Source organism: Roseateles sp. GW821-FHT09H10 (assembly GCF_059415865.1).
On the sequence record NZ_JBWKOB010000002.1, the window covers coordinates 851,822 to 874,107 of the forward strand.

The 22,286-nt window shown below is 71.4% G+C and carries 23 protein-coding genes; 12 read left to right on the forward strand and 11 right to left on the reverse strand.

What is annotated here, in order from left to right; all coding sequences use genetic code 11:
- Positions 1-93 precede the first annotated feature (93 nt).
- From AC07OY_RS11855 to AC07OY_RS11875, 5 genes are all read left to right on the forward strand, one after another.
- A complete protein-coding gene (locus tag AC07OY_RS11855; RefSeq protein WP_495042778.1) occupies positions 94-987 on the forward strand; it encodes an MBL fold metallo-hydrolase in 894 nt (297 codons plus the stop codon).
- A gap of 102 nt (positions 988-1,089) precedes the next feature.
- Complete coding sequence (locus AC07OY_RS11860; protein WP_495042779.1) at positions 1,090-3,267, forward strand: heavy metal translocating P-type ATPase; 2,178 nt, start codon at positions 1,090-1,092, stop codon at positions 3,265-3,267.
- Positions 3,264-3,659 carry a Cu(I)-responsive transcriptional regulator gene (gene cueR / locus AC07OY_RS11865; RefSeq protein WP_119039637.1) on the forward strand — a complete coding sequence of 132 codons (396 nt, stop codon included), beginning with the start codon at positions 3,264-3,266 and terminating at the stop codon, positions 3,657-3,659. Before AC07OY_RS11860 ends, cueR begins: the two co-directional genes overlap by 4 nt.
- A gap of 59 nt (positions 3,660-3,718) precedes the next feature.
- A complete protein-coding gene (locus AC07OY_RS11870; RefSeq protein ID WP_495042780.1) occupies positions 3,719-4,153 on the forward strand; it encodes a hypothetical protein in 435 nt (144 codons plus the stop codon).
- Positions 4,153-5,031, forward strand: a complete 879-nt coding sequence (locus tag AC07OY_RS11875; protein WP_495042781.1) for a DUF2145 domain-containing protein — start codon at positions 4,153-4,155, stop codon at positions 5,029-5,031. The genes AC07OY_RS11870 and AC07OY_RS11875 overlap by 1 nt, the downstream gene beginning before the upstream one ends.
- A 5-nt stretch (positions 5,032-5,036) precedes the next feature.
- On the opposite strand, the gene AC07OY_RS11880 is transcribed toward AC07OY_RS11875, so the two are convergent.
- Positions 5,037-6,314, reverse strand: coding sequence for a hypothetical protein (locus AC07OY_RS11880; RefSeq protein WP_495042782.1), 1,278 nt, complete (start codon positions 6,312-6,314; stop codon positions 5,037-5,039).
- A 230-nt stretch (positions 6,315-6,544) separates the two neighbouring features.
- On the opposite strand from AC07OY_RS11880, the gene AC07OY_RS11885 reads away from it, so the two are divergent.
- Positions 6,545-7,186 carry a helix-turn-helix transcriptional regulator gene (locus tag AC07OY_RS11885; protein WP_495042783.1) on the forward strand — a complete coding sequence of 214 codons (642 nt, stop codon included), beginning with the start codon at positions 6,545-6,547 and terminating at the stop codon, positions 7,184-7,186.
- A 291-nt stretch (positions 7,187-7,477) separates the two neighbouring features.
- Positions 7,478-8,845, forward strand: a complete 1,368-nt coding sequence (locus AC07OY_RS11890) for an aminotransferase class I/II-fold pyridoxal phosphate-dependent enzyme (RefSeq protein WP_495042784.1) — start codon at positions 7,478-7,480, stop codon at positions 8,843-8,845.
- A 114-nt stretch (positions 8,846-8,959) separates the two neighbouring features.
- Here the strand turns inward: AC07OY_RS11890 and AC07OY_RS11895 are convergent, their stop codons facing one another.
- From AC07OY_RS11895 to AC07OY_RS11905, 3 genes are all read right to left on the reverse strand, one after another.
- Positions 8,960-9,664, reverse strand: coding sequence for a glutathione S-transferase N-terminal domain-containing protein (locus tag AC07OY_RS11895; protein ID WP_495042785.1), 705 nt, complete (start codon positions 9,662-9,664; stop codon positions 8,960-8,962).
- 96 nt (positions 9,665-9,760) lie between these two features.
- Positions 9,761-10,117 (reverse strand): hypothetical protein, encoded by a 357-nt coding sequence (locus tag AC07OY_RS11900; protein ID WP_495042786.1) that lies wholly within the window; start codon positions 10,115-10,117, stop codon positions 9,761-9,763.
- Positions 10,118-10,122: 5 nt separating this feature from the next.
- Positions 10,123-10,497: a nuclear transport factor 2 family protein gene (locus AC07OY_RS11905; protein WP_495042787.1), complete on the reverse strand. Its 375-nt coding sequence runs from the start codon at positions 10,495-10,497 to the stop codon at positions 10,123-10,125.
- Positions 10,498-10,571: 74 nt separating this feature from the next.
- On the opposite strand from AC07OY_RS11905, the gene ubiA reads away from it, so the two are divergent.
- From ubiA to AC07OY_RS11920, 3 genes are all read left to right on the forward strand, one after another.
- Positions 10,572-11,486 (forward strand): 4-hydroxybenzoate octaprenyltransferase, encoded by a 915-nt coding sequence (gene ubiA / locus AC07OY_RS11910; RefSeq protein WP_495042788.1) that lies wholly within the window; start codon positions 10,572-10,574, stop codon positions 11,484-11,486.
- A 2-nt stretch (positions 11,487-11,488) separates the two neighbouring features.
- A complete protein-coding gene (locus AC07OY_RS11915) occupies positions 11,489-12,265 on the forward strand; it encodes a substrate-binding periplasmic protein (protein ID WP_495042789.1) in 777 nt (258 codons plus the stop codon).
- A 69-nt stretch (positions 12,266-12,334) separates the two neighbouring features.
- Positions 12,335-13,948, forward strand: a complete 1,614-nt coding sequence (locus AC07OY_RS11920; RefSeq protein WP_495042790.1) for a S41 family peptidase — start codon at positions 12,335-12,337, stop codon at positions 13,946-13,948.
- Here the strand turns inward: AC07OY_RS11920 and AC07OY_RS11925 are convergent.
- The 6 genes from AC07OY_RS11925 to proC form a co-directional block, all read right to left on the reverse strand.
- Positions 13,945-14,952, reverse strand: coding sequence for a Gfo/Idh/MocA family protein (locus AC07OY_RS11925; RefSeq protein ID WP_495042791.1), 1,008 nt, complete (start codon positions 14,950-14,952; stop codon positions 13,945-13,947). The genes AC07OY_RS11920 and AC07OY_RS11925 overlap by 4 nt on opposite strands.
- 16 nt (positions 14,953-14,968) lie before the next feature.
- A complete protein-coding gene (locus AC07OY_RS11930) occupies positions 14,969-16,000 on the reverse strand; it encodes a Gfo/Idh/MocA family protein (RefSeq protein WP_495042792.1) in 1,032 nt (343 codons plus the stop codon).
- Positions 15,990-17,141, reverse strand: coding sequence for an HPP family protein (locus tag AC07OY_RS11935; RefSeq protein ID WP_495042793.1), 1,152 nt, complete (start codon positions 17,139-17,141; stop codon positions 15,990-15,992). Before AC07OY_RS11935 ends, AC07OY_RS11930 begins: the two co-directional genes overlap by 11 nt.
- An 87-nt stretch (positions 17,142-17,228) precedes the next feature.
- Positions 17,229-17,777 (reverse strand): hypothetical protein, encoded by a 549-nt coding sequence (locus AC07OY_RS11940; protein ID WP_495042794.1) that lies wholly within the window; start codon positions 17,775-17,777, stop codon positions 17,229-17,231.
- A gap of 181 nt (positions 17,778-17,958) precedes the next feature.
- Positions 17,959-18,489, reverse strand: a complete 531-nt coding sequence (locus tag AC07OY_RS11945) for a chorismate--pyruvate lyase family protein (protein WP_495042795.1) — start codon at positions 18,487-18,489, stop codon at positions 17,959-17,961.
- On the reverse strand, positions 18,490-19,305 hold the full coding sequence (gene proC / locus AC07OY_RS11950; protein ID WP_495042796.1) for a pyrroline-5-carboxylate reductase: 816 nt from the start codon (positions 19,303-19,305) through the stop codon (positions 18,490-18,492).
- 67 nt (positions 19,306-19,372) lie between these two features.
- Between proC and AC07OY_RS11955 the strand changes: the two genes are divergently transcribed.
- Complete coding sequence (locus AC07OY_RS11955) at positions 19,373-20,401, forward strand: hypothetical protein (protein ID WP_495042797.1); 1,029 nt, start codon at positions 19,373-19,375, stop codon at positions 20,399-20,401.
- A gap of 9 nt (positions 20,402-20,410) precedes the next feature.
- Here AC07OY_RS11955 and AC07OY_RS11960 read toward each other — a convergent pair whose 3' ends face one another.
- Complete coding sequence (locus AC07OY_RS11960) at positions 20,411-21,283, reverse strand: NmrA family NAD(P)-binding protein (protein WP_495042798.1); 873 nt, start codon at positions 21,281-21,283, stop codon at positions 20,411-20,413.
- A 124-nt stretch (positions 21,284-21,407) separates the two neighbouring features.
- On the opposite strand from AC07OY_RS11960, the gene AC07OY_RS11965 reads away from it, so the two are divergent.
- Positions 21,408-22,286, forward strand: a complete 879-nt coding sequence (locus AC07OY_RS11965) for a LysR family transcriptional regulator (protein ID WP_495043524.1) — start codon at positions 21,408-21,410, stop codon at positions 22,284-22,286.

Below are 22,286 nucleotides of genomic sequence, written 5' to 3' on the forward strand. Positions count from 1 at the left end.
TGCAATAAATATTAGATTGAATCGGACTTTATCGACTGAACCGCGATAAATACAGTGAACCCGGTCGAATCAACCTTCCCCGGAAACACCGCCATGTCCTTCTTCCACCCCCGTCGTTTCGCCCGCCTGCTGCTGCCCACCCTGGCCGCCGTCGCCAGCTCCGCCGCTTTGGCCCAGGCGCCCGCCACCCCGCTGGCCATCAAGGTCTACAACGCCGATGCCGGCAGCTTCCACGTCAATGCCGTCGTCGTCAGCGGCAAGACCGAGGCCGTCGTCATCGACAGCGGCTTCACCCGCGCCGACGCCCTGCGCGTGGCCGCCCAGGTGCTGGACAGCGGCAAGGCGCTGAAGGCCATCTTCATCAGCCAGGCCGACCCCGATTACTACTTCGGCGCCGAGGTGCTGAAGAGCCTCTTCCCCGACGCCCAGCTGCTGACCACGCAGGCCGTGCGCGACAAGATCCAGGCCAAGCTGGCCGGCAAGGTCTCGTTCTGGGGCCCCAAGATGGGCGCCAATGCGCCGCGCCAGCCCCTCGTGCCCACGGCCATGACGGGCCAGACGCTGACCGTCGACGGCGAGGCCATCGAGGTGCGCGGCAGCACCGGCACGCTCGCCCACCGGCCCTGGCTGTGGATCCCGTCCAGCCGCGCCATCGTCGGCAATATCGCCGTCTTCGGCGGCCTGCATGTGTGGACGGCCGACACGCAAAAGCCCGCCGAGCGCGCCGCCTGGGGCGCCCAGCTCAATGAGATGCTGGCGCTCAAGCCCGCCCTCGTCGTGCCCGGCCACATGGCCGCCGGCACGGCCCTGGACGACAGCGCCATCCGCTACACGCAAACCTATCTGCAGCGCTTCGAGGCCGAGCTGCCCAAGGCCGCCAATGCCGCCGCCCTGATCGCGACGATGCAGCAGGCCTACCCGCAGGCCGGCCTCGGCATCGCGCTGGACATCGGCGCCAAGGTCAACAAGGGCGAGATGGCCTGGTAAGTCCCGGCCCATGCCGGGGTGGGGGCATTTGGCGGAGACTGTTGACCTTCCCATCATGGGAAGGCTGAGGATGGCGACATCCATCCCACCGACAGGTCCCCGATGAACACCCCCACCGCCCTGAACGACGTCACGCTGCAGGTCAGCGGCATGAGCTGCGCGTCCTGCGTGCGCCGCGTCGAGAAGGCCCTGCAGGCCGTGCCAGGCGTGCAGCAGGCCAGCGTCAACCTGGCCACCGAGAAGGCCTCGGTCCAGGCCCTGCCCAACGTGCCGGTGGCCGCGCTGACGGCCGCCCTGGACAAGGCCGGCTACCCGGCCACGGCCCTGGAGGCCGCCGCGCCGCCGGCGCCCGAAGCCAGCGGCGGCCTGCCCGCCTGGTGGCCGGTCGCGGCCGGCGCCGTGCTGACCCTGCCGCTGATGCTGCCCATGCTGCTGGGCGTGATGCTGCCCGGCTGGCTGCAGCTGCTGCTGGCCACGCCGGTGCAGTTCATCCTCGGCGCGCGCTTCTATCGCGCCGGCTGGAGCGCCCTGCGCGCCGGCAGCGGCAATATGGACCTGCTCGTCGCCCTCGGCACGTCGGCGGCCTATGGGCTGTCGGTCTATCTGCTGGCCCGCCATCCCGGCCATGGCCATCTCTATTTCGAAGCCTCCGCCGCCGTCATCACGCTGGTGCTGCTCGGCAAGTTCCTCGAGCAGCGCGCCAAGCGCCAGACGACCGACGCCATCCGCGCGCTGAATGCGCTGCGGCCGGCCACGGCGCGGGTGCTGCGCGCCAATGGGGACGTTCAGGTCGAGACGGAAGTGCCGGTGGCCGAGGTGCGCATGGGCGACCTCGTCGCCGTGCGGCCCGGCGACCGCATCCCCGTCGACGGCGAGATCGTCAGCGGCCGCAGCCATGTGGACGAGTCGCTGATCACCGGCGAGAGCCTGCCCGTCGCCAAGAGCGAAGGACAGCGCGTGACCGGCGGCGCCATCAATGCCGAGGGCGCGCTGACCGTGCGCACCGTGGCCATCGGCGCCGAGACGGCGCTGGCCCGCATCATCCGCATGGTCGAGTCGGCCCAGGCCGCCAAGGCCCCCATCCAGCGCATCGTCGACCGCGTCAGCGCCATCTTCGTGCCCGTCGTGCTCGTCATCGCCGCGCTGACCTTTGCCGGCTGGTGGCTGCATGCCGGCGACGCCGAACAGGCCCTCATCAATGCCGTGGCCGTCCTCGTCATCGCCTGCCCCTGCGCCCTCGGCCTGGCCACGCCGACGACGCTGATGGCCGGCACCGGCGTCGCGGCGCGGCAGGGCATCCTCATCAAGGACGCCGAGGCGCTGGAGCTGGCCCATGCGGTGACGGTCGTCGCCTTCGACAAGACCGGCACGCTGACCGTCGGCCAGCCCACGCTGAGCGCCGTGCTGCCCGCTGACGGCCTGGGCCGTGACGAGGTGCTGCAGCTCGCCGCCGCCCTGCAGCGCAGCAGCAGCCACCCGCTGGCCCTCGCCGTGCTGGCCGAGGCCCAGGGCCTGCCCATCCTGCCCGTCGAGCAGGCGCGCGCCCTGCCGGGCCGTGGCGTGGAGGGCCTCGTGCAAGGCCGCCAGCTGGCGCTGGGCAGCGCCCGCCTGGCGCAGGAGCGGGGCGTTGCAGTCCATGCCGAGGCGCAGCGCCTGGAGGCCGAGGGCCACACCGTCTCCTGGCTGATCGAAGGCAGCCGCCTGCTCGGCCTGCTGGCCTTTGGCGATCGCATCAAGGACACAGCCGCGTCGGCCGTCGCTGAACTCCAGTCGCGCGGCATCCGCACCGTCATGCTGACCGGCGACAGCCACGGCGCGGCGGCCGGCGTGGCGCGCCAGCTCGGCATCAGCGAGGTGCATGCCGAGGTGCTGCCCGGCGACAAGGCCGCCCAAGTGCAAGCCCTGCGCGACAGCGGTGCCGTCGTCGCCTTTGTCGGCGATGGCCTGAACGACGGGCCCGCGCTGGCCGCGGCCTCGGTGGGCTTTGCGATGGCCGGCGGCGCCGATGTGGCGACGGAAGCGGCCGGCGTCACGTTGATGCGCGGCGACACGCGGCTGGTGGCCGATGCCCTCGACATCTCGCATCGGACCTACGCCAAGATTCGCCAGGGCCTGTTCTGGGCCTTTGCCTACAACGTCGTCGGCATCCCGCTGGCGGCCTTCGGCCTGCTCAGCCCCGTCATCGCCGGCGCGGCCATGGCCTTCAGCAGCGTCAGCGTCGTTGCCAATGCGCTGACGCTGAAGCGCTGGCGCGGTACGGCCTCGGAGGCGGCGCGATGAACATCGGCGAAGCGGCCCGCGCCTCGGGCGTCTCGGCCAAGATGATCCGGCACTACGAAAGCATTGGCCTGCTGCCGCCGCCGGCCCGCAGCGAGGCCGACTACCGCGTCTATGGCGAGCGCGAGCTGCACCTGCTGCGCTTCATCCGCCACTCGCGCGACCTGGGCTTCTCGCTGGAGCAGATCCGCGCCCTGCTCGGCCTGTGGCAGGACCGCGAGCGCCCCAGCCGCGAGGTGCGGGCCCTGGCGCAAACCCATCTGGCCGAACTGGAGGCCAAGCTCGCCGAATTGCAGGCCATGAAGGCGACGCTGCAGCAGCTGGTGCACAGCTGCCACGGCGACGAGAGGCCCGACTGCCCCATCCTCGACTCGCTCGGCGACGACCGGCGGTAACCGGGCGCCGACGCATCCGCGCTATCGTTGGCGCTCTTCTCATCTTTCGCGAGCCCACGATGCGCCTCGTCCTTCTCGCCAGCCTGGCCCTGGCCGCCAACGCCGCCCTGGCCTCGTCCACCACCACCTCCTCCGCCGCCGAGGCCGGCTCGTCTGCCTCGGGCAGCGTGTCGGAATCCTTCAAGGGCTCGTCCAACAGCAGCAGCGGCGGCGAGCATCGCGCCGAAGGCCGCTACCGCGTCACCGAGGTCGCGAAGGCGCAGACGCCGGGCAAGCTGCGCCTGAAGCTGGAGCGCGAGGGCGCCGCCGCCGTCGAGCTGACCCTGCCCCAGCAGGCCCTGGCCGCACGCGCCGTCAACGTCGGCGACGAGGTCCAGGCCACGCCCCAGGCCTATGGCGTCGCCTTCGCCCATGCCGATACCGGCCAGGCCTTCTTCCTGGTGCTGGAAGACGCCTGGCATCGCGAGCTGGCCGCACGCGTCGTCAAGCCTTGATGCGCACCGCCTGCGCGGCCGCGCTGCTGCTGACGGCGGCCGCGGCCCAAGCGGGCGCCCTCCCCAGGGGCTGCGACCCCGGCCGTGAGGTCACGGCCGCGCAGCAGGACCGGCTGCTGCGCTTCACGGCCGTCATCCGCCAGGCCCTGGCCGAATCCGGCAGCCCGGCCGCACTGATTGCGCGCTCGGGCACCGATCTGTCGCGCTTCGGCCTGCGCTACTCGCACGCCGCCGTCGCGCTGGCCCAGGGCCTGGACACGCCCTGGGCCGTGCGCCAGCTCTACTACGCCTGCGCCGAGGGCCAGCCCCGCCTCTTCGACCAGGGCCTGGCCGGCTTTGTCGCCGGCAGCGACGCCGTCGACGTCGGCTATGTCAGCCTGCTGCTGCTGCCGCCCGAGGCCGCCGCGCCGCTGGCCGCCGCGGCCCTGGACAAGCCCGTCGCGCTGGGCCTGCTGAATGCCCGCTACAGCGCCAACGCCTACCCCTTCAGCACGCAGTACCAGAACTGCAACCAGTGGGTCGCCGAGCTGTTGGCGGGCGCCACTGGCGGCAGCCGCACGCGCGAGGACGCCCAGGGCTGGCTGCGGCGCGAGGGCTATGCGCCCGAGCCGGTGCAGGTGCCCGGCTGGCTGCTGCTGGCCGGCCACTTCATGCCCTGGCTGCATTTCGACGACCAGCCCCCCGAGCAACTGCGTGCCAGCGCCGTGCAGACCAGCCTGCCGGACAGCCTGGAGGCCTTTGCGCTGAAGCGCTGGCCGGCGGCACGGCGCATCGAGCTCTGCCACGGCCCTCGGGGTGTCGTGCAGCGCGAGAACGGAGAGCCGCTGGCGACGGGCTGCGTGCCGCGCGACGGCGACCGGGTGACGGCGCTGAACTGAGCGGCTCAGCGCACCAGCTGCCAGCCCGCTTCGGTCCAGCGCAGCAGCACATCGCTGAGCTGGCCGGGCGAGCGCCGCGACACATCGCGCGCCATCGCCCGCAGCGCTTCCAGACCGCCGGCCGAATCATCGGCGCCATAGAGCAGCGCATCCTTGGCCGGCAAGGCGACGATGAGCACGCCTCGCTGGGCTTTCGCCAGCGGCGCCCAGTCGGCATGCAGCAGCACGCGGCCCGATTCGTAGAAATCGCCCTGCATGCTGCCGATGGCGCCCGGCTTGACCGGCCTGGCCACGGCGGCCATCGGCTGCAGGGCCTGCCGCAGATTGGCCAGGCCCAGCTCCCAGGCCTGGTCTGGCGACAGGCCCAGGTCCTTGCAGTCCGCTTCATTGAGCAGGCGCGCGCTGCGCGGCGAATCGACGAAGGGCAAGGCGACCAGGCCGTCGACCAGGGGCCGGCGGATCACCACGGCCTTGCCGGCCACGGTACGGCCGACGCTGTCGGCAAACTCGCTCGTCCGGATGGCCAGGCGCACGGACTCCCGGGTCACCGGCGCCACGGCGTTCTTCTGCAGGTCGACGACGGCCTGCACATAGCGCTGCAGCTCGTCGTCGCAGCCCTGGGCGTTGGACCGGCAGAAGCCGTAGACCCGGTCCAGGTTGGCCTGCATCTCGCCCAGCTTCAGCGTCAGGGGCTCGGCGATGGTGACGGCCTCGGCGCCGAGCTGGGTGCGCAACAGCGCCGCGACACGATCGGTGAAGGCGGCCCGCTCCGCGGACGTGCCTTCGCCGGCCTCCCATCTCACGCTGTTGAACAGGCCCTTCAAGCCGGCATGCTCGGCCACGGCATCACCCTTGCCCTCGAAGGTGAGGAGGGCGATGGGGCCGCTGCGCGCCAGCAGTGCGTACTGCAGGAAATAGCCGCTCTTGAACATGCCGGATGACTCGCTGGCGATGGAGCGCAGCACCGTGCCGTCGGCGAGCGTCTCCGCCGCCAGGGGCACGACAACCTTGCCGGCCTTCTGGGCCTGGTCGGACAGCATGCGCTCGATCGTCGCGTTGAGCTTGGCCAGCGCCTCGGCGCTGCCCGCCGCCGACGGCCCCGGGCGCAGCACCGTCACGAGGACCTTGGCGCCCCGCGGGCCCGCCAGCTCGAAGGGCGGCTGCATGGACTTGACGGTGTAGCCGGCCGGCCAGTCCAGCGACAGGGAGCCGAGGCGGATCTCGGCGGCTTGGGCGAGGGAGGTCGTCAGGGCCAGGCCGGCCAGCAGCATTGCGATGCGCATGAGGGAATCCGCTCCGGGGCAGCACGGTGGGCCGCGAGTATGCCAAGCGTCCCTGGCCATGCTGCCCGGCAGCCGTGCTTCATCAGAACTGGGGTTCCGCATCGGCAGTGCGCTGCCTAGGATGCGGCCGCCCAGGGGGAGGGCGCCAGGGGGGCGCATGCCGGCGAACCGTTCTTGACGATCGGGCGACCGGCCTGTCCTGGCAAACCGCTCAAGAACGATCCACTTCGATGATCGATACCGGTTCGACCGGCCCGGCGCCGGCGAGCTTCGACGGCACGCCGGGCCTTCTGCAGCTGCTGGCCGGCAGCCTCGATGTGCTGGCCATGCCGACGCTGCTGTTCGATGCGTCCGGCCGCCTGGCCCACAGCAACCGCAGCGCCGGCGCCCTGCTGGCGGGCCGGCAGTCGCTGTGGGTCGAGCGCGAGCACCTGGTGACGCGGCATGCCGAGACCACGCGCAAGCTCCATCTCGAACTGGGCAAAGCCCTGCGGGCCAGCGAGGGCCAGGCGTCGACGCCGAACGCCGTCGTGTCGCTGCCGCGGCGCGGCCGCATGCCGCTCCTGCTGATGCTGGTGCCGATGCGGCTCCAGGGCGCGGCCCTGCTCTTCGTCTTCGACCCCGAGGCCACGCCCAGCATCACGGCGGACACGGCGCGCCAGCTGTTCGGCCTCAGCCTGCGCGAGGCCGAGGTGGCCGCGGCCCTGTGCTCGGGCCGCACGCTGGACGAACTGGCCGCCGAGCGCGGCACCTCCATCAACACCGTCAGGACGCAGCTGAAGAGCGTCTTCAACAAGACCGGCACCAGCCGCCAGGCCGATCTGGTCTCGCTGCTGCTGGCCAGTCCGGCCTGCTTCCTGGCGCAGGATTGAAGGCCGCGGGGCCAGGCCTTGCCAACTACCCCCTCTCCGGGGGGCATCGCGCGCGAATCATCCAAATGGATGAGGCCACGGGAAAACCTTCTCCCTAGAGTCGCGCGGCACTCGGGGAAGAAAAGAATGAAGACAACGTCCATGCCAACGACGACGGCCGGCGCGCGCGAGCCGCTTCCCACCTGAGCGGCGATCCGCGCGGCGGATTCGACAGAAGTGCGGATGGCAAACACAGCCACCGTGCGCACAGTCCGCCACACAACACAACCAAGCTTTTTTCTGGGGGCCGCAATGGACGAATTGATGGAAAGGGTCGTGGAAGACACGACCAAGGTGGAAGAACCGGGCACCGGCGCCGAGCTGCGCGGCTCGTCCTTCGACTACCTGACGCAGCCGGGGACCGACCTGACCGCCAAGGCCCACGCCTTCCACGCCTGGGCGCAGAAACGGGTGTCGCACGGCGTCTTCCCGTACGCCAAGCGCCTGGGCGGCCGGCCTGGCGCCACGGCCGAGCTGACCCTGCTGGACGGCCAGCGCCACGCGGGGCTGAACTTCTCGTCGCAGGAGTACCTGTCGCTGGCCCGCCATCCCAGGATCTGCGCGGCCGCGCAGGTGGCCATGGAGCGCTACGGCGTGCACAGCGCGGGCTCGACGGCCCTGGCCGGCAATGTCGAGGAGACCGTGGCCCTGGAGGCCGAACTCGGCGAGCTGCTGCGCATGCCCGAGGTGCTGCTGTTCCCGACGGGCTGGGCCGCGGGCTTCGGCGCCATCAAGGGCCTGGTGCGCGAGGCGGACCACATCATCATCGACCAGCTGGCCCACAACTGCCTGCACGAGGGCGCGCGTGCGGCGACGCCCAACATCCATCTGCACCGCCACCTGGATGTCGACCATGTCGAGCGCCTGCTCAAGCGCGTGCGCCAGCGCGACCCGCACAACGGCATCCTCGTCGTCACCGAGGGCTGCTTCTCGATGGATGCCGATTCGCCCGACATCCGCCGCCTGCAGTCGCTGGCGCGCGAGCACGGCGCCCTGCTGATGGTGGACGTGGCCCACGACCTGGGCTGCATGGGCCCGGGCGGCGGCGGCCAGCTGGAGCTGCAGGGCGTGCTGGGCGAGGTGGACCTGGTGATGGGCTCCTTCTCCAAGACCTTCGCGTCCAACGGCGGCTTCGTCGCCAGCCATGACCGCGCGATCAAGGAATACCTGCGCTTCTACGCGGCCCCCAACACCTTCTCCAATGCGCTGTCACCGGTGCAGGTGGCCATCATCCGTGCCTGCGTGGCCATCGTGCGCTCGGAGGAAGGCGTGGACCGGCGCGACCGGCTGATGCGGGCCATCCTCGGCCTGCGCGGCGCGCTGACCGAGCAGGGCATCACGGTGCTGGGCCATCCCTCGCCCATCGTGCCCGTCATGCTCGGCCACGACGCCCTGGCCCGCGTGGCCAGCCGCGAGATGAGCCATGCGGGCCTGCTCGCCAATCTCGTCGAGTACCCGGCCGTGTCGCTGAACAGCGCGAGGCTGCGCATGCAGGTCATGGCCGACCACACGCCGGCCCTGGCGCAGACAGCGGCGCGCATCGTGGCGGACTCTCTGCAGCGCGCGCGGGATCTGACGCCCCTCGTCCAGCCTTGCTCGGCTGAACGCGAGCAAGTCTGACCGGTCCCCCGAGGGGACGGCGATGCTCGCGGCATTGAGCCGCAAGCACATCGCCATACGCGGGCCGGCCAGGGAGCGGCCCGGCGCTCGGCCCACAAGCCTGGTTCCCAGGCTTCAGCCCCGGGTTGGGATGTGCATGCCCCGCTGCACGGCGGGGCGCTCGTAGAACGCGGCTCGCACGCGCTCGACCTCCTTGAAGTCGTCGTAGCCGACCAGGTCGCGCGCGCCGTAGAAGCCGATCAGGTTGTTGACCCAGGGGAAGGTGGCGATGTCGGCGATGCCGTAGTCGTCGCCCATGATCCAGGCCTTGCCCTGCAGATGGCCGTCCAGCACCTTGAGCAGGCGCCTGGCTTCGGCGAGGTAGCGGTCGCGCGGGCGCTTGTCCTCATAGTCCTTGCCGGCGAACTTGTGGAAGAACCCGACCTGGCCAAACATCGGCCCGATGCCGCCCATCTGGAACATCAGCCACTGGATGGCCTCGTAGCGGCGCGCCGGATCGGCGGGCAGCAGCTGGCCGGTCTTGTCGGCCAGGTAGATCAGGATGGCGCCGCTCTCGAACAGCGGCAGCGGCCGGCCGCCCGGGCCGTTCGGATCGATGATGGCCGGGATCTTGTTGTTCGGGTTCAGCGACAGGAACTCGGGGCTGAGCTGGTCGTTGGTGTCGAACTTCACCAGATGCGGCTCATAGGGCAGGCCGACCTCTTCCAGCGCAATCGCCACCTTGACGCCATTGGGCGTGGGCAGGGAATAGAGCTGCAGGCGCTCCGGATGAGCGGCGGGCCATTTCTGGGTGATGGGGAAGCGGCTGAGATCGGTCATGGGGCGTCGGGGCTGGCGAAGGCTGGCGACTGTAGGCGCGCCGGCCAAGACCTCGGGCGGGCGAGGATTTCGCCGCGGGCTTAGGAGGCGGCGCGGTCAGCGCACGCCGGCCGGCTTGCGCGTGGCCTGGCAGAACCTGGCCTGCGCGGCCTTGTCCGCGGGCTCGACACGCACCTCGTAGCCGGCCAGGGCTTCCGTCACGCGGGTGTTGCCCTTGTACTTCTGCTTCAGCCGGGCCAGCTCGGCATCGGTACCGGGGCAGCTCTGGCAGACCAGCCAGTCGATGTCCTTCTGGCGTTCCGCATCGGCGCCGCGCTGGTCGCGCCAGTGTTCGCAGGCATCGCGAAGGTCGACCAAGGTCTGGACTTCCTTGGGCAGCGGCGCCGGCGCCGCCCGCGCTACCAGCGAGACCAGCGAGACCAGGAGCAACAGTGCTGCGGCCAGGCGTGCCATGGGTGTCAATACCTCTCCACATGCCGGGACATGCGCGGCCCCGGCTCGTAGGGATCGGGCCAGTAGTCGGTCACCCGCGCGATGAGGCCGTCCTTCACGTCGAAGAGGCTCAGCCCCATCATCGGCGGTGCACTGCTGATGAAGCTGATCTGCGTCATCGCGCTGCTGTCGTCGGCGATGCAGCGCAGCACCTCGGCCCGCCAGGGCTGGGGCCAGGTGGCGAAGAAGTCCACATAGCCCAGGGCGCTGCGGATGCGCTCGCGGCTCTGCGGCGCCTCGTAGAGCAGATCGGGCTGCAGCAATTTGCCCAGGCCATCCCAGTCCTGGGCGTTGGCGAGCTGCCAGTGCAGCAGCACGAGTTCGCGGGTTGTCAGGCCCATGGCACAAGCCTCCGCATGCAATGCATGCACTATGCAGCAAACCGCCCGGCCCCGGGCGCGTGAAAATGCGGCCCATGTCCACCACCGCTCCCGCCGCCCCAGGCCCATCACAGCCCTCGCGGCTCGCGCTCTATCTGCAGCTGATCCGCTGGGACCGCCCCGCCGGCTGGCTGCTGCTGCTGTGGCCGACGCTGTCGGCGCTGTGGATCGCGGCCGACGGCTGGCCGGGCTGGCATCTGCTGGCCGTCTTCAGCTTCGGCACCATCCTCATGCGCTCGGCCGGCTGCTGCGTCAACGACGTGGCCGACCGCGATTTCGACCGCCATGTGCAGCGCACGGCCGGCAGGCCGGTGACGACGGGCGCCGTGTCGGTCAAGGAGGCCCTGGTGCTGGGCGCCGTGCTGTCCCTGGTGTCCTTCGGCCTGGTGCTGACGACCAACCCGCCGGCCATCCTGCTGAGCTTCGCGGCCCTGGCCGTGGCCATCGCCTACCCGTTCGCCAAGCGCGTGCTGGCCATGCCCCAGGCCGTGCTGGGCGTGGCCTTCTCCTTCGGCATCCCGATGGCCTTCGCCGCGGCCCTGGGCGGCATGGAATGGCATCTGCACGCCGTGCCGCTGTCGGCCTGGGCCCTGCTGGTGGCCAACCTTTTCTGGGTGCTGGCCTATGACACCGAGTACGCCATGGTGGACCGCGACGACGACCTGAAGATCGGCGTGCGCTCCTCGGCCATCGCCCTGGGCCGCTGGGACGTGCCCGGCATCATGATCTTCTACGCCACCTATCTGGCGATGTGGGCCGGCCTGGGCCTGCGCCTGGGCCTGGGCAACTGGTTCCTGGCCGGCATCGCGGTGGCCGCGGCCCAGGCCGCCTGGCACTGGACGCTGATCCGCCGGCGCAGCCGCGCGGGCTGCTTCACGGCCTTCCGCGCCAATCACTGGCTGGGCTTCGCCGTCTTTGTCGGCACCGCCGTCGACCTGGCGCTGCGCTGAGCATGGACACGCGCCGCCGCCTCCTCGCCCTCGGCGCCGCCGCGCTGGCACCGGGCTGGGCGCGCCCCGAAACCGCTGCTTCGGCAGCGACGGGCGGCACCCTGGTGCTGGCCAACACCCTCTACCCGCCGCTGGTGAATCCGCGCGGCCACGCCAGCGGCGAGGGCATAGACATCGAGATCGCCCGCGAGGCGCTGCGGCGCGGCGGCTATGGCGGCAGCGTCGAGCTGGAATGGGTGCCGTGGAAGCGCGTGCTCTTCATGCTGGAGCGCGGGCTGGCGGACTTCACGACGACGGTCAACTACAGCACCGAGCGCGACCGCTTCCTGCGCTGGAGCGTCAGCTACCGGGCCGGCAAGAACTACCACTTCTACACGCGCCAGGGCTCGGGGCTGAAGCTGGAGCGCCTGCAGGACCTGAAGGGCCTGCGGCTGGCGCTCGGCGCCGGTTACATCTATCCGAAGCCGGTGCTGGAGCAGGTGACCGGCAAGATCGAGTACGCCCGCGACGTCAGCGCCGCGGTGCAGCTGGTGGAGCGCCAGCGCGCGGACGCCGTCATCGTGACGGCCCTGGTCGGGCTGTGGGAGGTGCACAACCTCGGCCTGGCCGGCCGGCTGGAGCGCCAGCCCCTGCAGTATTTCAACCCCGAGCCGACCTTCATGGGCTTTTCCAAGAACAGCCCGCGCAGCGCGGCGGCCCTGGCCGCCATGGACATCGGTCTGGCCAGCATGCAGCGTGACGGAAGCATCACGCGCATCGAGAAGCGCTACGTCCGCTGAGGCTTCCTGGCCCTAGACTGCGCGCCCGAGGCGGCCGAGACCGCCTGCGCTCAATCAGGGAGTTCGTTCATGTCTTTTCCGTTCCGCGGCGCGGCCGCGCTCGCCGTTCTCTTGCCGCTGCTGCTCGCAGGCTGCGGCGGCGGTGGCGGCCCGGCAGGCACGCCGATCTTCCGCGCGGGCGACACGCCGACGTCTCCCGGCTCGTCGGGCGGGTCCACCAGCGGCGGCAGCGGCAGCAGCCACACCTCCCCTGATCCGGCCGGCCCTTCGTCCAGCTTCGCCCAGCAATGCGCGGCGAACAACTCGCTGGCCGCCGCGAACCAGCGCACGTCCACGCTGGACACCGAGAAGAAATGGCTGCGCGCCTATGTCGACGAGGCCTATCTCTGGCGCGACGAGGTGCCAAGCGTGGACCCCTCGGCCTATGTCGCCATGGATGCCTATTTCGAGGCGCTGAAGACGCCCCAGACCACCGACACCGGCCAGAAGCGCGACCGCTTCAGCTTCACCTACCCGACCGAGCAGTGGCGGGCACTGACCGAGAACGCCGTCGAGGCCGGCTACGGCATCGAATGGAAGCTGACCAGCCCGCTGCCGCCGCGGCAGATCCAGGTCGCCTATGTCGAGCCCGGCAGCCCCGCCGACCAGGCCGGCCTGAAACGCGGCGACCAGCTGGTCAGCGTGGACAGCGTCAGCGCCGACGTCGGCGACCGCTTCGGCGTCGACGCGCTGAACGCCGCCCTGTTTCCCGACTTCGCCAACGCGCGCCACCAGTTCACCTTCAGCCGCGCCGGGGCCACGCTCAGGCTGAACCTCACCAGCGCGAGCCTCACCAAGACGCCGGTGCCCATCGCCCGCGTCGTGACGACGCCGCAAGGCCAGCGCGCCGGCTATCTGCTGTTCAACGACCACATCGCGCCGGCCGAGGGCCAGCTGATCGCCGCGGTGCAGGGCTTCCAGGCCCAGGGCCTGCGCGAGCTGGTGCTGGACCTGCGCTACAACGGCGGCGGCTATCTCTACATCGCCAGCGAACTCGCGACCATGATCGCCGGCACCGCGCGCACCGGCAGCCAGGCCTTCGAGACGCTGAAGTACAGCGCGAAACGCAGCGCCGAGAACGAGGTCACGCCCTTCTTCGACACCTCCTGCCTGCTGGTCGGCAACCGCTGCACCCAGGAGCAGCCGCTGCCGGTGCTGAACCTGGCGCGCATCTATGTGCTGGCGCAGTCGGGCACCTGTTCGGCCAGCGAGGCCATCATCAACGGCTTGCGCGGCATCGGCGTGGAGGTGGTGCTGGTCGGCGGCAAGACCTGCGGCAAGCCCTATGGCTTCACGGCCCGGGACAACTGCGGCCTCAGCTATTTCCCCATCGAGTTCGCCGGCGTCAACGCGCAGGGCTTCGGCGACTATGCCGACGGCTTCGAGCCCACCGCCGCGGGCACGGCCGGCACCCGCTTCGTCAAGGGCTGCAGCGTGGCCGACGACACCACGCGTGCGCTGGGCGACCCCGCCGAAGCCATGCTGGCCACGGCCCTGGGCCATATCGACAAGGGCAGCTGCCCGGTGCTGGCGAGCGCCGCGGCCGGCGTGCGCGCGCAAGCCTCGGCCACGGGCGAAGGCGGCGTGGCCATGGCGCTGAAGCGCCACCCGGCGCGCAGCAACCGCGTGCTGGTGGGGCGCTAGGCCGCCCGCGGGAAGCGGGCACGGATGGCATCCATCCAGCCCAGCAGGGCCAGCGTCTCGGCGTGCGGCATGCGGGGGCTCTCGACGAGGCCGGCGCGGATGCAAGCCTGGGCCTCGGCGATCTCGCCTTCCAGGCCGTTGAGGACGAAGGGCGCGTCGACGCGCTGGTCGTCGAGTTCGACGACCTCGGCCAAGGAGAAGCCGCGCGGAAAGCGCAGCGTGCCCGCACTGCCCTGCACCTCGAAGGCATTCGCCGAGGCGGCGTCGAAGCCGCAGCGGAACTGCGACGTGACGCCGCCGGGGAAGTGCAGGCTCACGCTGACGGCCGCATCCACGCCGGTCGGCGCCATGCGGGCCTGCACGTCCATCGCGACGGGCTCGGGGCAGACGCCGCCATGCATCTGCTGCAGCACCCAGCGCGTCACGGCGAGGTTGTAGATGCCGATGTCCCACAGCGCACCGCCGGCCAGCGCCGGGTTCCACAGCCTGTGCCCCGGGTCGTAGGCGGCGGGGAAGCAGAAGCTGGACTGCATGGCGCGCAGCTCGCCGATGGCACCCTCGCGCAGCCAGCGGCCGGCGAGCTCATAGGCGGGCAGGAAGCGCGTGCACAGCGCCTCCATCAGGAAGACACCTCTCTCGTTCGCGAGATCCACCAGGGCCTGGCCTTGCGCGCGCGTCGTCACCAGCGGCTTCTCGCACAGCACGGCCTTGCCCGCCGACAACGCGGCGCGGACGTAGTCGCCGTGGTGGGAATGGGGTGTGGCGATGTAGAGGGCGTCGATGCCGGGATCGGCCAGCAGCTCCGCCAGCGCCGTCGTCACCCGCGCCGGCGCCTCGCCTTCGCGCCGCCATCGCTCGGCAAAGGCCGCACCCTTGGCCGCATCGCGCGCCAGCACGGCGTGCAGGCGGGCACCCGGCACGGCCGCGAGGGCGGCGGCAAAGTTGTTGGCGATGCCGCCGGGGCCGATCACGGCCCAGCGAAAAAGCTCGTCGTCTCGGGCCATGGCCAGCAGCGCGGACTCAGGCCGGGTCGGCGGCGCTGGGGAAGCGGGCCCGGATCGCGTCCATCCAGCCCAGCAGGGCCAGGGTCTCGGCATGCGGCATGCGCGGGCTCTCCACCAGGCCCTGGCGGATGCAGGCCTGGGCCTCGGCGATCTCGCCCTCGAAGCCGTTGATGGCGAAGGGCGTTTCGACGCGCTCGGCCGGCGCCTTGCGCGTGACCATCTCGACCGCTTCGGCCTGCCAGAAGTCCAGCGGGAAGCGCAGGCCGGCCTTGGAGCCGATGGCCTCGAAGGCATTGACCGAGGCGGCATCGAAACCGCAGCGGAACTGCGAGGTCACGCCGCCGGGGAAATGCAGGGTCACGTTGACGGCCGCGTCGACGCCGGTCGGCGCCATCTTGGCGTGCACGGCGATGGATTCCGGCTCGGGGCAGACACCGCCATTCGTCTGCTGCAGCACCCAGCGCGTCACGGCCAGGTTGTAGATGCCGATGTCCCACAGCGCGCCCCCGGCCAGCGCCGGGTTCCACTGGCGGTGCAGGGGGTCGTAGTTGGCGGCGAAGCAGAAGCTGGACTGCATGGCGCGCAACTCGCCGATGGCGCCGTCGCGCAGCCAGCGGCCGGCCAGGTCATACGCCGGCAGGAAGCGCGTCCACAGCGCCTCCATCAGGAAGACGCCCCTGGCGCGCGCCAGCTCGACCAGGGCCTGGCCCTCGGCGCGCGTCGTCACCAGCGGCTTCTCGCACAGCACCGGCTTGCCCGCCTCCAGCGCCGCGCGGATGTACTCCCCGTGGTTGGAATGGGGCGTGGCGATGTAGACGGCATCGATGGACGGATCGGCCAGCAGCTCTGTCAGCGTTGTCGTCACGCGCGCGGGCTCGCCGTCGCGCTTCCACTGCTCGGCATAGGCCTGGCCCTTGGCGGCATCGCGCGCGAACACGGCGGCCAGGCGGGCCCCCGGCACGGCCGCGAGGGCGCCGGCAAAGCGGTTGGCGATGCCGCCGGGGCCGATCACGCCCCAGCGGAAGTTTTCATCGTTGTCATGGGCCATGGCTGAGGGCTTTCACAAGGTCGGATTGGGTGAGGATGCCGACGAGCCGCGCCTGCTCGCCGACGATGGGAATGTGGTGGTGGCCGGTGGCCGAGAACAGCGGCACCAGCTCGGCAATGGCGCGCTCGGCGCTGGCCACGCGCACCTGGCGGCTCATGATCTGGCCGACGACTTCGGGCTTGGTCGAATGCGTGGCGGGCGAGGCTTTCAGCAGGCTCTGCAGCCGGCCGGCCAGGCCCTCGCGCTGCTGGCCTTCAGCCGCCCGCATGAAGTCGGCCCGCGTGACGATGCCAACGATGCGCTGCACGCGGTCGACCACCGGCAGGGCCTTGATGCGGTGCTGCTGCAGCAGGGCCCAGGCCTCGGCCAGCGGCGTGCCGAACTCGACCGTGATGACGGGCGTGGACATGATGTCGACGCAGCGCAGGCGCCCCAAGCGCTTGCGGTAGCTCAGCAGCTCGGCCTCGTGCAGCAGGCCGGCGAGGTCGTCGCGCGGCACGTCCAGCACCTGGTTGTAGCGGGCCAGCACGGCATCGAGTTCGGCGTCGCCGAAGCGCGGCGGAGCGACGGTGGCGCCCGCGGCCGGCGCAGGCGGCGCGGCATGCTGGGCATGCGGATAGCGGCGCCCGGTCAGCGTGTTGTAGGCCATGCCGGCCAGCACCAGCAGCAGGGAGTTCAGCGCCACCGGCTGAGCCGCGAAATGCCAGTCCTGCGTGGCCGTCAGCACCATCAGCAGGCTGGCCGCGCCGCCCGGCGGATGCAGGCAGCGCAGCAGGAACATGGCGCCTATGGCCAGGGCCACCGCGATCGCCGCGACAGCAACCGGCGGCAGCGGCAGCCAGGCCATGCAGGCGATGCCGACCAGGGCCGACAGCGTGTTGCCGCCGACGACGGCCCAGGGCTGGGCCAGCGGGCTGGCCGGCACGCCGAAGACGAGGACGGCGCTGGCCCCCAGCGGCGCGACCAGCCAGGGCAGGCCGGGTGCCATCGCCGCCTGGCTGAGCAGGCCGGCCAGCAGCAGGCCGAGGCCGGCCCCGAGCACGACGCGCAGGCGCTCGCGCGCATTGACGGCCTGCGGCGCGGGCCGCAGCGCGTTCAGCAGGGCGCGAAAACGATCGGGCAGGGAAGCGGCAGCGGACATCGGCGGCGGCAGGGCTCAGTAGCCAGGGCCGCCGATTGTGTCCGCCGGCGCCTCGGTCGCCGGTTCAATCGGGTTTCAGATGACCCGTCAGGCCTTGCCGAGCAGGCCGCTCATCGCGGTCTTCAACACCTGGGCCTGGGCACGGCGCTCCTTGGTCGCGGCGCGCTGGTAGGCGGCCTCGGCCTTCTCGCGCAGGGCGACGGCGCGCTCCAGCGCCTCCTGGTAGCGCTCGACGGTGTAGGTGTTCTCGGTGCCGATGTAGACGCTGCGGGCCAGCGGCGTCTCGCCGAAGCGCGGCAGGGTCACGGCGAAGCTGCAGTCACGCACGCGGCTGCCGGCACGCTGGCGCACGATGGGGCCGGAGATGCCGGAAGGCAGGTCGCTCTGCTTCTTGCGGCTGGGCGTGCGGCGCAGGCGGGACGGCGCCGGCAGCGTCGCGATGCGCTTGAGCAGTTCCTTGGTGGCCATGGCCAGGGCGCGGCGCGCGCCGCTGCCGTCCTGGCTGTGGTCGGAGAAGAGCTTGGTGCCGCCGTAGCGCAGCTGCCAGCCATGGGTCGACAGATGGTCGATTCTTTGAATGCATTGCGGCACGACAAAGTGTTCGCCGCTGAAGATCACCACATCACGCGTATTCATAACTGCCCCCAGTCATCCAGCCCGCCTGTTGCGTCGTTGCGCGGCGGGTCTACTAACGCCCCTCTGATACGGACTGAGTTTATGGGGGTTTATGGGCGCGACGCGAATTTATGACTTCATGGAAACAGTTTCATCATCAACACGTCAGCTCAGCGACAGCTAAATGCTTGGTCGTACGGGTTCACCCGGATCGCTGACGGGCCAAGGCCGGGTCGAACAGCTCCATGACCCGCAGCTGGGCCCCCCCGCGGCTGAACACGGAGTTGCGCGACCACAGCATCTGCGGCGAGGGCGGCTCGCCGGTGGCGGCCAGCCATTGCCGCCCGGCATGGCGGCGCGTGTGGCCGTGGCGAGAGAGGCGGCGCGGCTGCAGTTCGCTGCGATGGATGCGGTAGTCGTCGTAGAGCAGATGCGCCAGGGGCTTGGCGCCCAGGCCCTTCAACGCCCGCCAGGGCCCGGTGGTGGCGCGCTGGTGCACGGCCGAGCGGGCCCAGACCAGGGGCTGGCCGTCCACGCGCAGGATGACCTCGCGCACCACCGTCAGCCCGCGCGGCGGCAGGCCCAGGGCGGCGCGCTCCAGGGCGCGGAAGGGCGCCACGCCCTGGCGCAGCACCTGCACCTCGAAGCGCTCGCCCAGGCGGGCCAGGCGGCGGCTCAATGAGCCCGGCGCCCGCAGCCAGTCGCGCAGGCTGTCTCTGGTCGCAATACCCACTTAGGCGCCGAATTCCTTGCCGAGTTCGGCGGCGCGTTTCTGCGCGGCCAGCACGGCCCGCTGAATGGCCGCATCGACGCCATCGCCCTGCATGGACGTGATGGCCGCATGCGTGGTGCCGCCCTTGCTCGTCACGCGTTCGCGCAGCGTCGTCGGCGACTCGTCCGAAGCCAGGCCCAGTCCGGCCGCGCCGGCGCAGGTGGCCAGGGCCAGGCGCCGGCCCTGCTCGGGCGTCAGCCCCATGTCGACCGCCGCGGCCATCATGGCCTCGACGAAGAAGAAGAAATAGGCCGGGCCCGAGCCCGACAGCGCCGTCACGGCGTCGAGGTCGTCCTCGCGCTCGACCCACAGCGTCTGGCCCGTCGGCGCCAGCAGGCGCTCGATGGTGGCGCGCTCCCCGCCCGACACGGCGGGCCGCGCGTACAGGCCGGCGATGCCCTGGCCGATCAGGGCCGGCGTGTTGGGCATGGAGCGCACGACGCGCTCGCTGCCGGTGGCGGCGACGATGGATTCGGAGCGGATGCCGGCCATGACCGACAGATGCAGGGCCCCGCCCAGCCAGGCCTTGACGGGCTCGGCCGCGGCGCCGAAGAGCTGGGGCTTGACGGCCCAGACGATGGTGCCGGCCGCAGCCAGGCCGGCGTCGCCGGCGGCCAGGGCCGCGATGCCGAACTCGCCGACCAGCTTCTCGCGCTGCGGCGCATGGGGCTCGACGACGATGAACTGCGCGGGCGTCATGCCGGCGCGCAGCAGGCCGCCGATGATGGCGCTGGCCATGTTGCCGCCGCCGATGAAGGCGATCATTTCTGCACTCATGGGGCGGAAGTCTAGGGGAGAGGGTGAGAAACAAAGCGGCGACGTGGCGCGGCTATCGTTGCGGCCCATGAGCTCCCGCCGCCCCACCCGCCGCCTGCTGCTGTTGCTGTCCGCCCTCGGGCTCGCCGCCTGCGCCAGCGGGCCGCCGACGCCCAAGCCCTGGGCCGAGACGGCCGCGCGGGAGCTGAACCTGGCACTGGGCAGCTTCGAGCTGCAGGGCCGGCGCGTGACGCTGACGCGCAGCCAGGCGGCCGGCGGGCCGCTGCCGGTGGTGGTCTATCTGCCCGGCATCGGTCAGGGCAGCGAGGCCGGCCAGCGCTGGGCGGCCGCCTGGGCCCAGGCCGGCTACGCGGTGCTGGCCGTGCAGCCGCTGGAAGAAGACGGCGCCGCCTGGCGCTCGGCCCTGGCCCGCAGCGGCGAATTCCGCGAACTCGGCCAGCTCCACTATGGCGAGGCGATGCGGGCCGACCGCGTCGCCGCGCTGCGCCGCCTGCTCGCGGCACTGCGCGCCCAGCCGGTGGCCGGCGTGACGCTGGACTGGCAGCGCAGCGCCGTGGCCGGCTACGAGATCGGCGCCCAGGCCGCGCTGGACCTGGGCCGCGACGGCGGCGACTGGCTGCCCCGCGCCGTCATTGCCATCAGCCCGCCGCCCATGGAGGCGGCCGCCGCCACGCCGGCGGCCCTGCTGATCACCAGCGACAGCGACGGCGATGCCCTCGGCCTGGTCCTGCGGCCGGCCGAACGCCGCCGCGCCTTCGACACGCTGCGGCCCGGCGCCGGCTGGCTGCTCAACCCGCCCGGGCTGACGCATGCGGCCCTGTCCGGCACGCTGGCGCCCGAGGGCTGGCATGTGCAGGACCACCACCGCGGTGGCGGCGCTCCCGTGGGAGGCGCGCAACGCGGCATGGGCGACGGCCAGGGCCGGCCCGGCCCCCAGGGCCCGGCCGGTGGCGCGCCCCGCGGCCCGCGCAGCGGCAGCGCGACGGAAGCCGCCCAGGCCGACTTGAGCGAGGCGATGCGCCTGAGCACTGGCTTCCTGGACGCCCGGCTGCGCGGTCTGCCCATGCCCGCCAGCCCCTGGCTGTCGGCGCGTTAGGCGCGGTCTTCAGTTCGCCCGCACGCGCTCCGCGACGAAGGCCTGGTAGGTGCGCAGCGGGCGGCCGAGCAGTTGCTCCAGCCGCTGGGCGGCGCCAGGCGCGGCGAGCTGGCCGATCTGCTGGATGCCGCTCATCATCAGGCGCAGGTCGTAGGCCATCCAAGCGGGCGTTCCCTGCTGCAGCAGCTGCGCCTCGAAGGCCTGCACGTCGTCGCCGCCATAGTGGATCTCGCGGCCCAGCGCCCGGCTCCAGACGGCCGCTGCCGCGGGGCCGTTGATGACTTCGGGACCGACCACCTCCAGCATCAGCCGGGGCAGCGGCAGCGGCGCCCGGTCACGGCGCAGCAGCTCGGCGACGGCAAGGTCGGCGATGTCGCGTGCATCCACCATGGCGCAGCCCTTGGCCCCGATGGGCATGGGAAAGACGCCATAGCCTTCGACGACGGGCTGGATGGCGATGTCGTTCTGCATGAAATAGGCCGGGCGCAGGATGGTGGCGGGCAGGTCGAGTGTCTCGATCATGCGTTCGACGCTGTGCTTGCCAGTGAAGTGGGGCACTTGCGTGTAGAGGTCCGCGTTGATGACCGACAGGTAGACGATGCGCTGGATGCCGGCCTCGCGGGCGACATTGAGGGCCTGCAGCGATTGCGTCACTTCGTCGGGCGCCAGCGCATTCAGCAGGAACAGCGTGCGCGCACCGGCCATGGCCAGGCGCAGGGTGTCGACCTGGCCGAGGTCGCCGACGACTTCGCGCACGCCGGCCGGCATGGCGCGTCCGCCGGGCCGGCGGACCAGGGCCGTGACTTCGGCGCCTTGCTGGGCCAGGCCTTGGACGACGAGGGAACCGATGGTGCCGGTGGCACCGATGACGAGGATGCTCATGGGAATACTCTCTGGTGAAGTAGGGAGGAGGAAGGGATCCGCTTGCGGTGAACGAAAGATAGGTCGTTGCACGTCGTAAACACAGTCGCCAAAATCAAGACTCACCGTCTTGCATCTGGAACACATGGATCTGAACGCGCTGCTGGACTTCAACCTGGTCGCCACCCACGGCGGCTTCGGGCGCGCGAGCCGCGCCAGCCACCGCTCCAAGGCGACGCTGTCCCGGCGCGTGGCGGATCTGGAACAGCAGCTGGGCGTGCGCCTCATCGAGCGCGGTACCAAGGGGCTGGAGCTGACCGAGGCCGGCCAGCTGCTGCTGAGCCGCACCGAAGGCCCGCTGCAGGAGGTGGCCGACGCCGTGGCCGACGCCCGCGAAGGCACCGGCAAGGTCAGCGGACGGCTGCGCATCGCCGCCCCCCTGCTGTTTGCGCAGCTGGCGATGGGGCGGCTGTCGGCCGAGTTCCGGGCGCGCCATCCCGACGTCACCCTCGAGGTCGTCGCCGAGGACCGGCTGGTGGACCTCGTCGACGAACAGTTCGACATCGCCATCCGCCCCAACCCGCGCGCGGACACGGCCCTGGTCGGCCGCTGTTTCGCCCGGGATCGGCAGGTGGTGGTCGCCGCACCGTCGGTTGCGATGCCGCCGGCCGGCCCGGCGCCGGTGCGCGTGCCGGCCAGCGTCTACGCTTTCCGCGACGGGGACACCTGGGCGCTGGACGGCGGCCGCCTGACGATAGAGCCGGTGCCCGTGCTGCGGCTGTCGTCGCTGCTGATGCTGCGCGACGCGGTCCTCGCCGGCGCAGGCGTGGCCCTGCTGCCTCAGTCCATCGTGGGGAAGCAGCTCGCCAGCGGCGAACTCGTCCGCTGGGGCGCGCAGGACGGCAGGGAAGTGGCGCTGTGGGTGCTGCACACCTCGCGCCGCCTGGCCAGCCCCAAGGTCAGGGCCTTCGTGGACTTCATCTGCACCTGCTACCCCGACGGCGATCTGGTGCTGAGCGGCTGA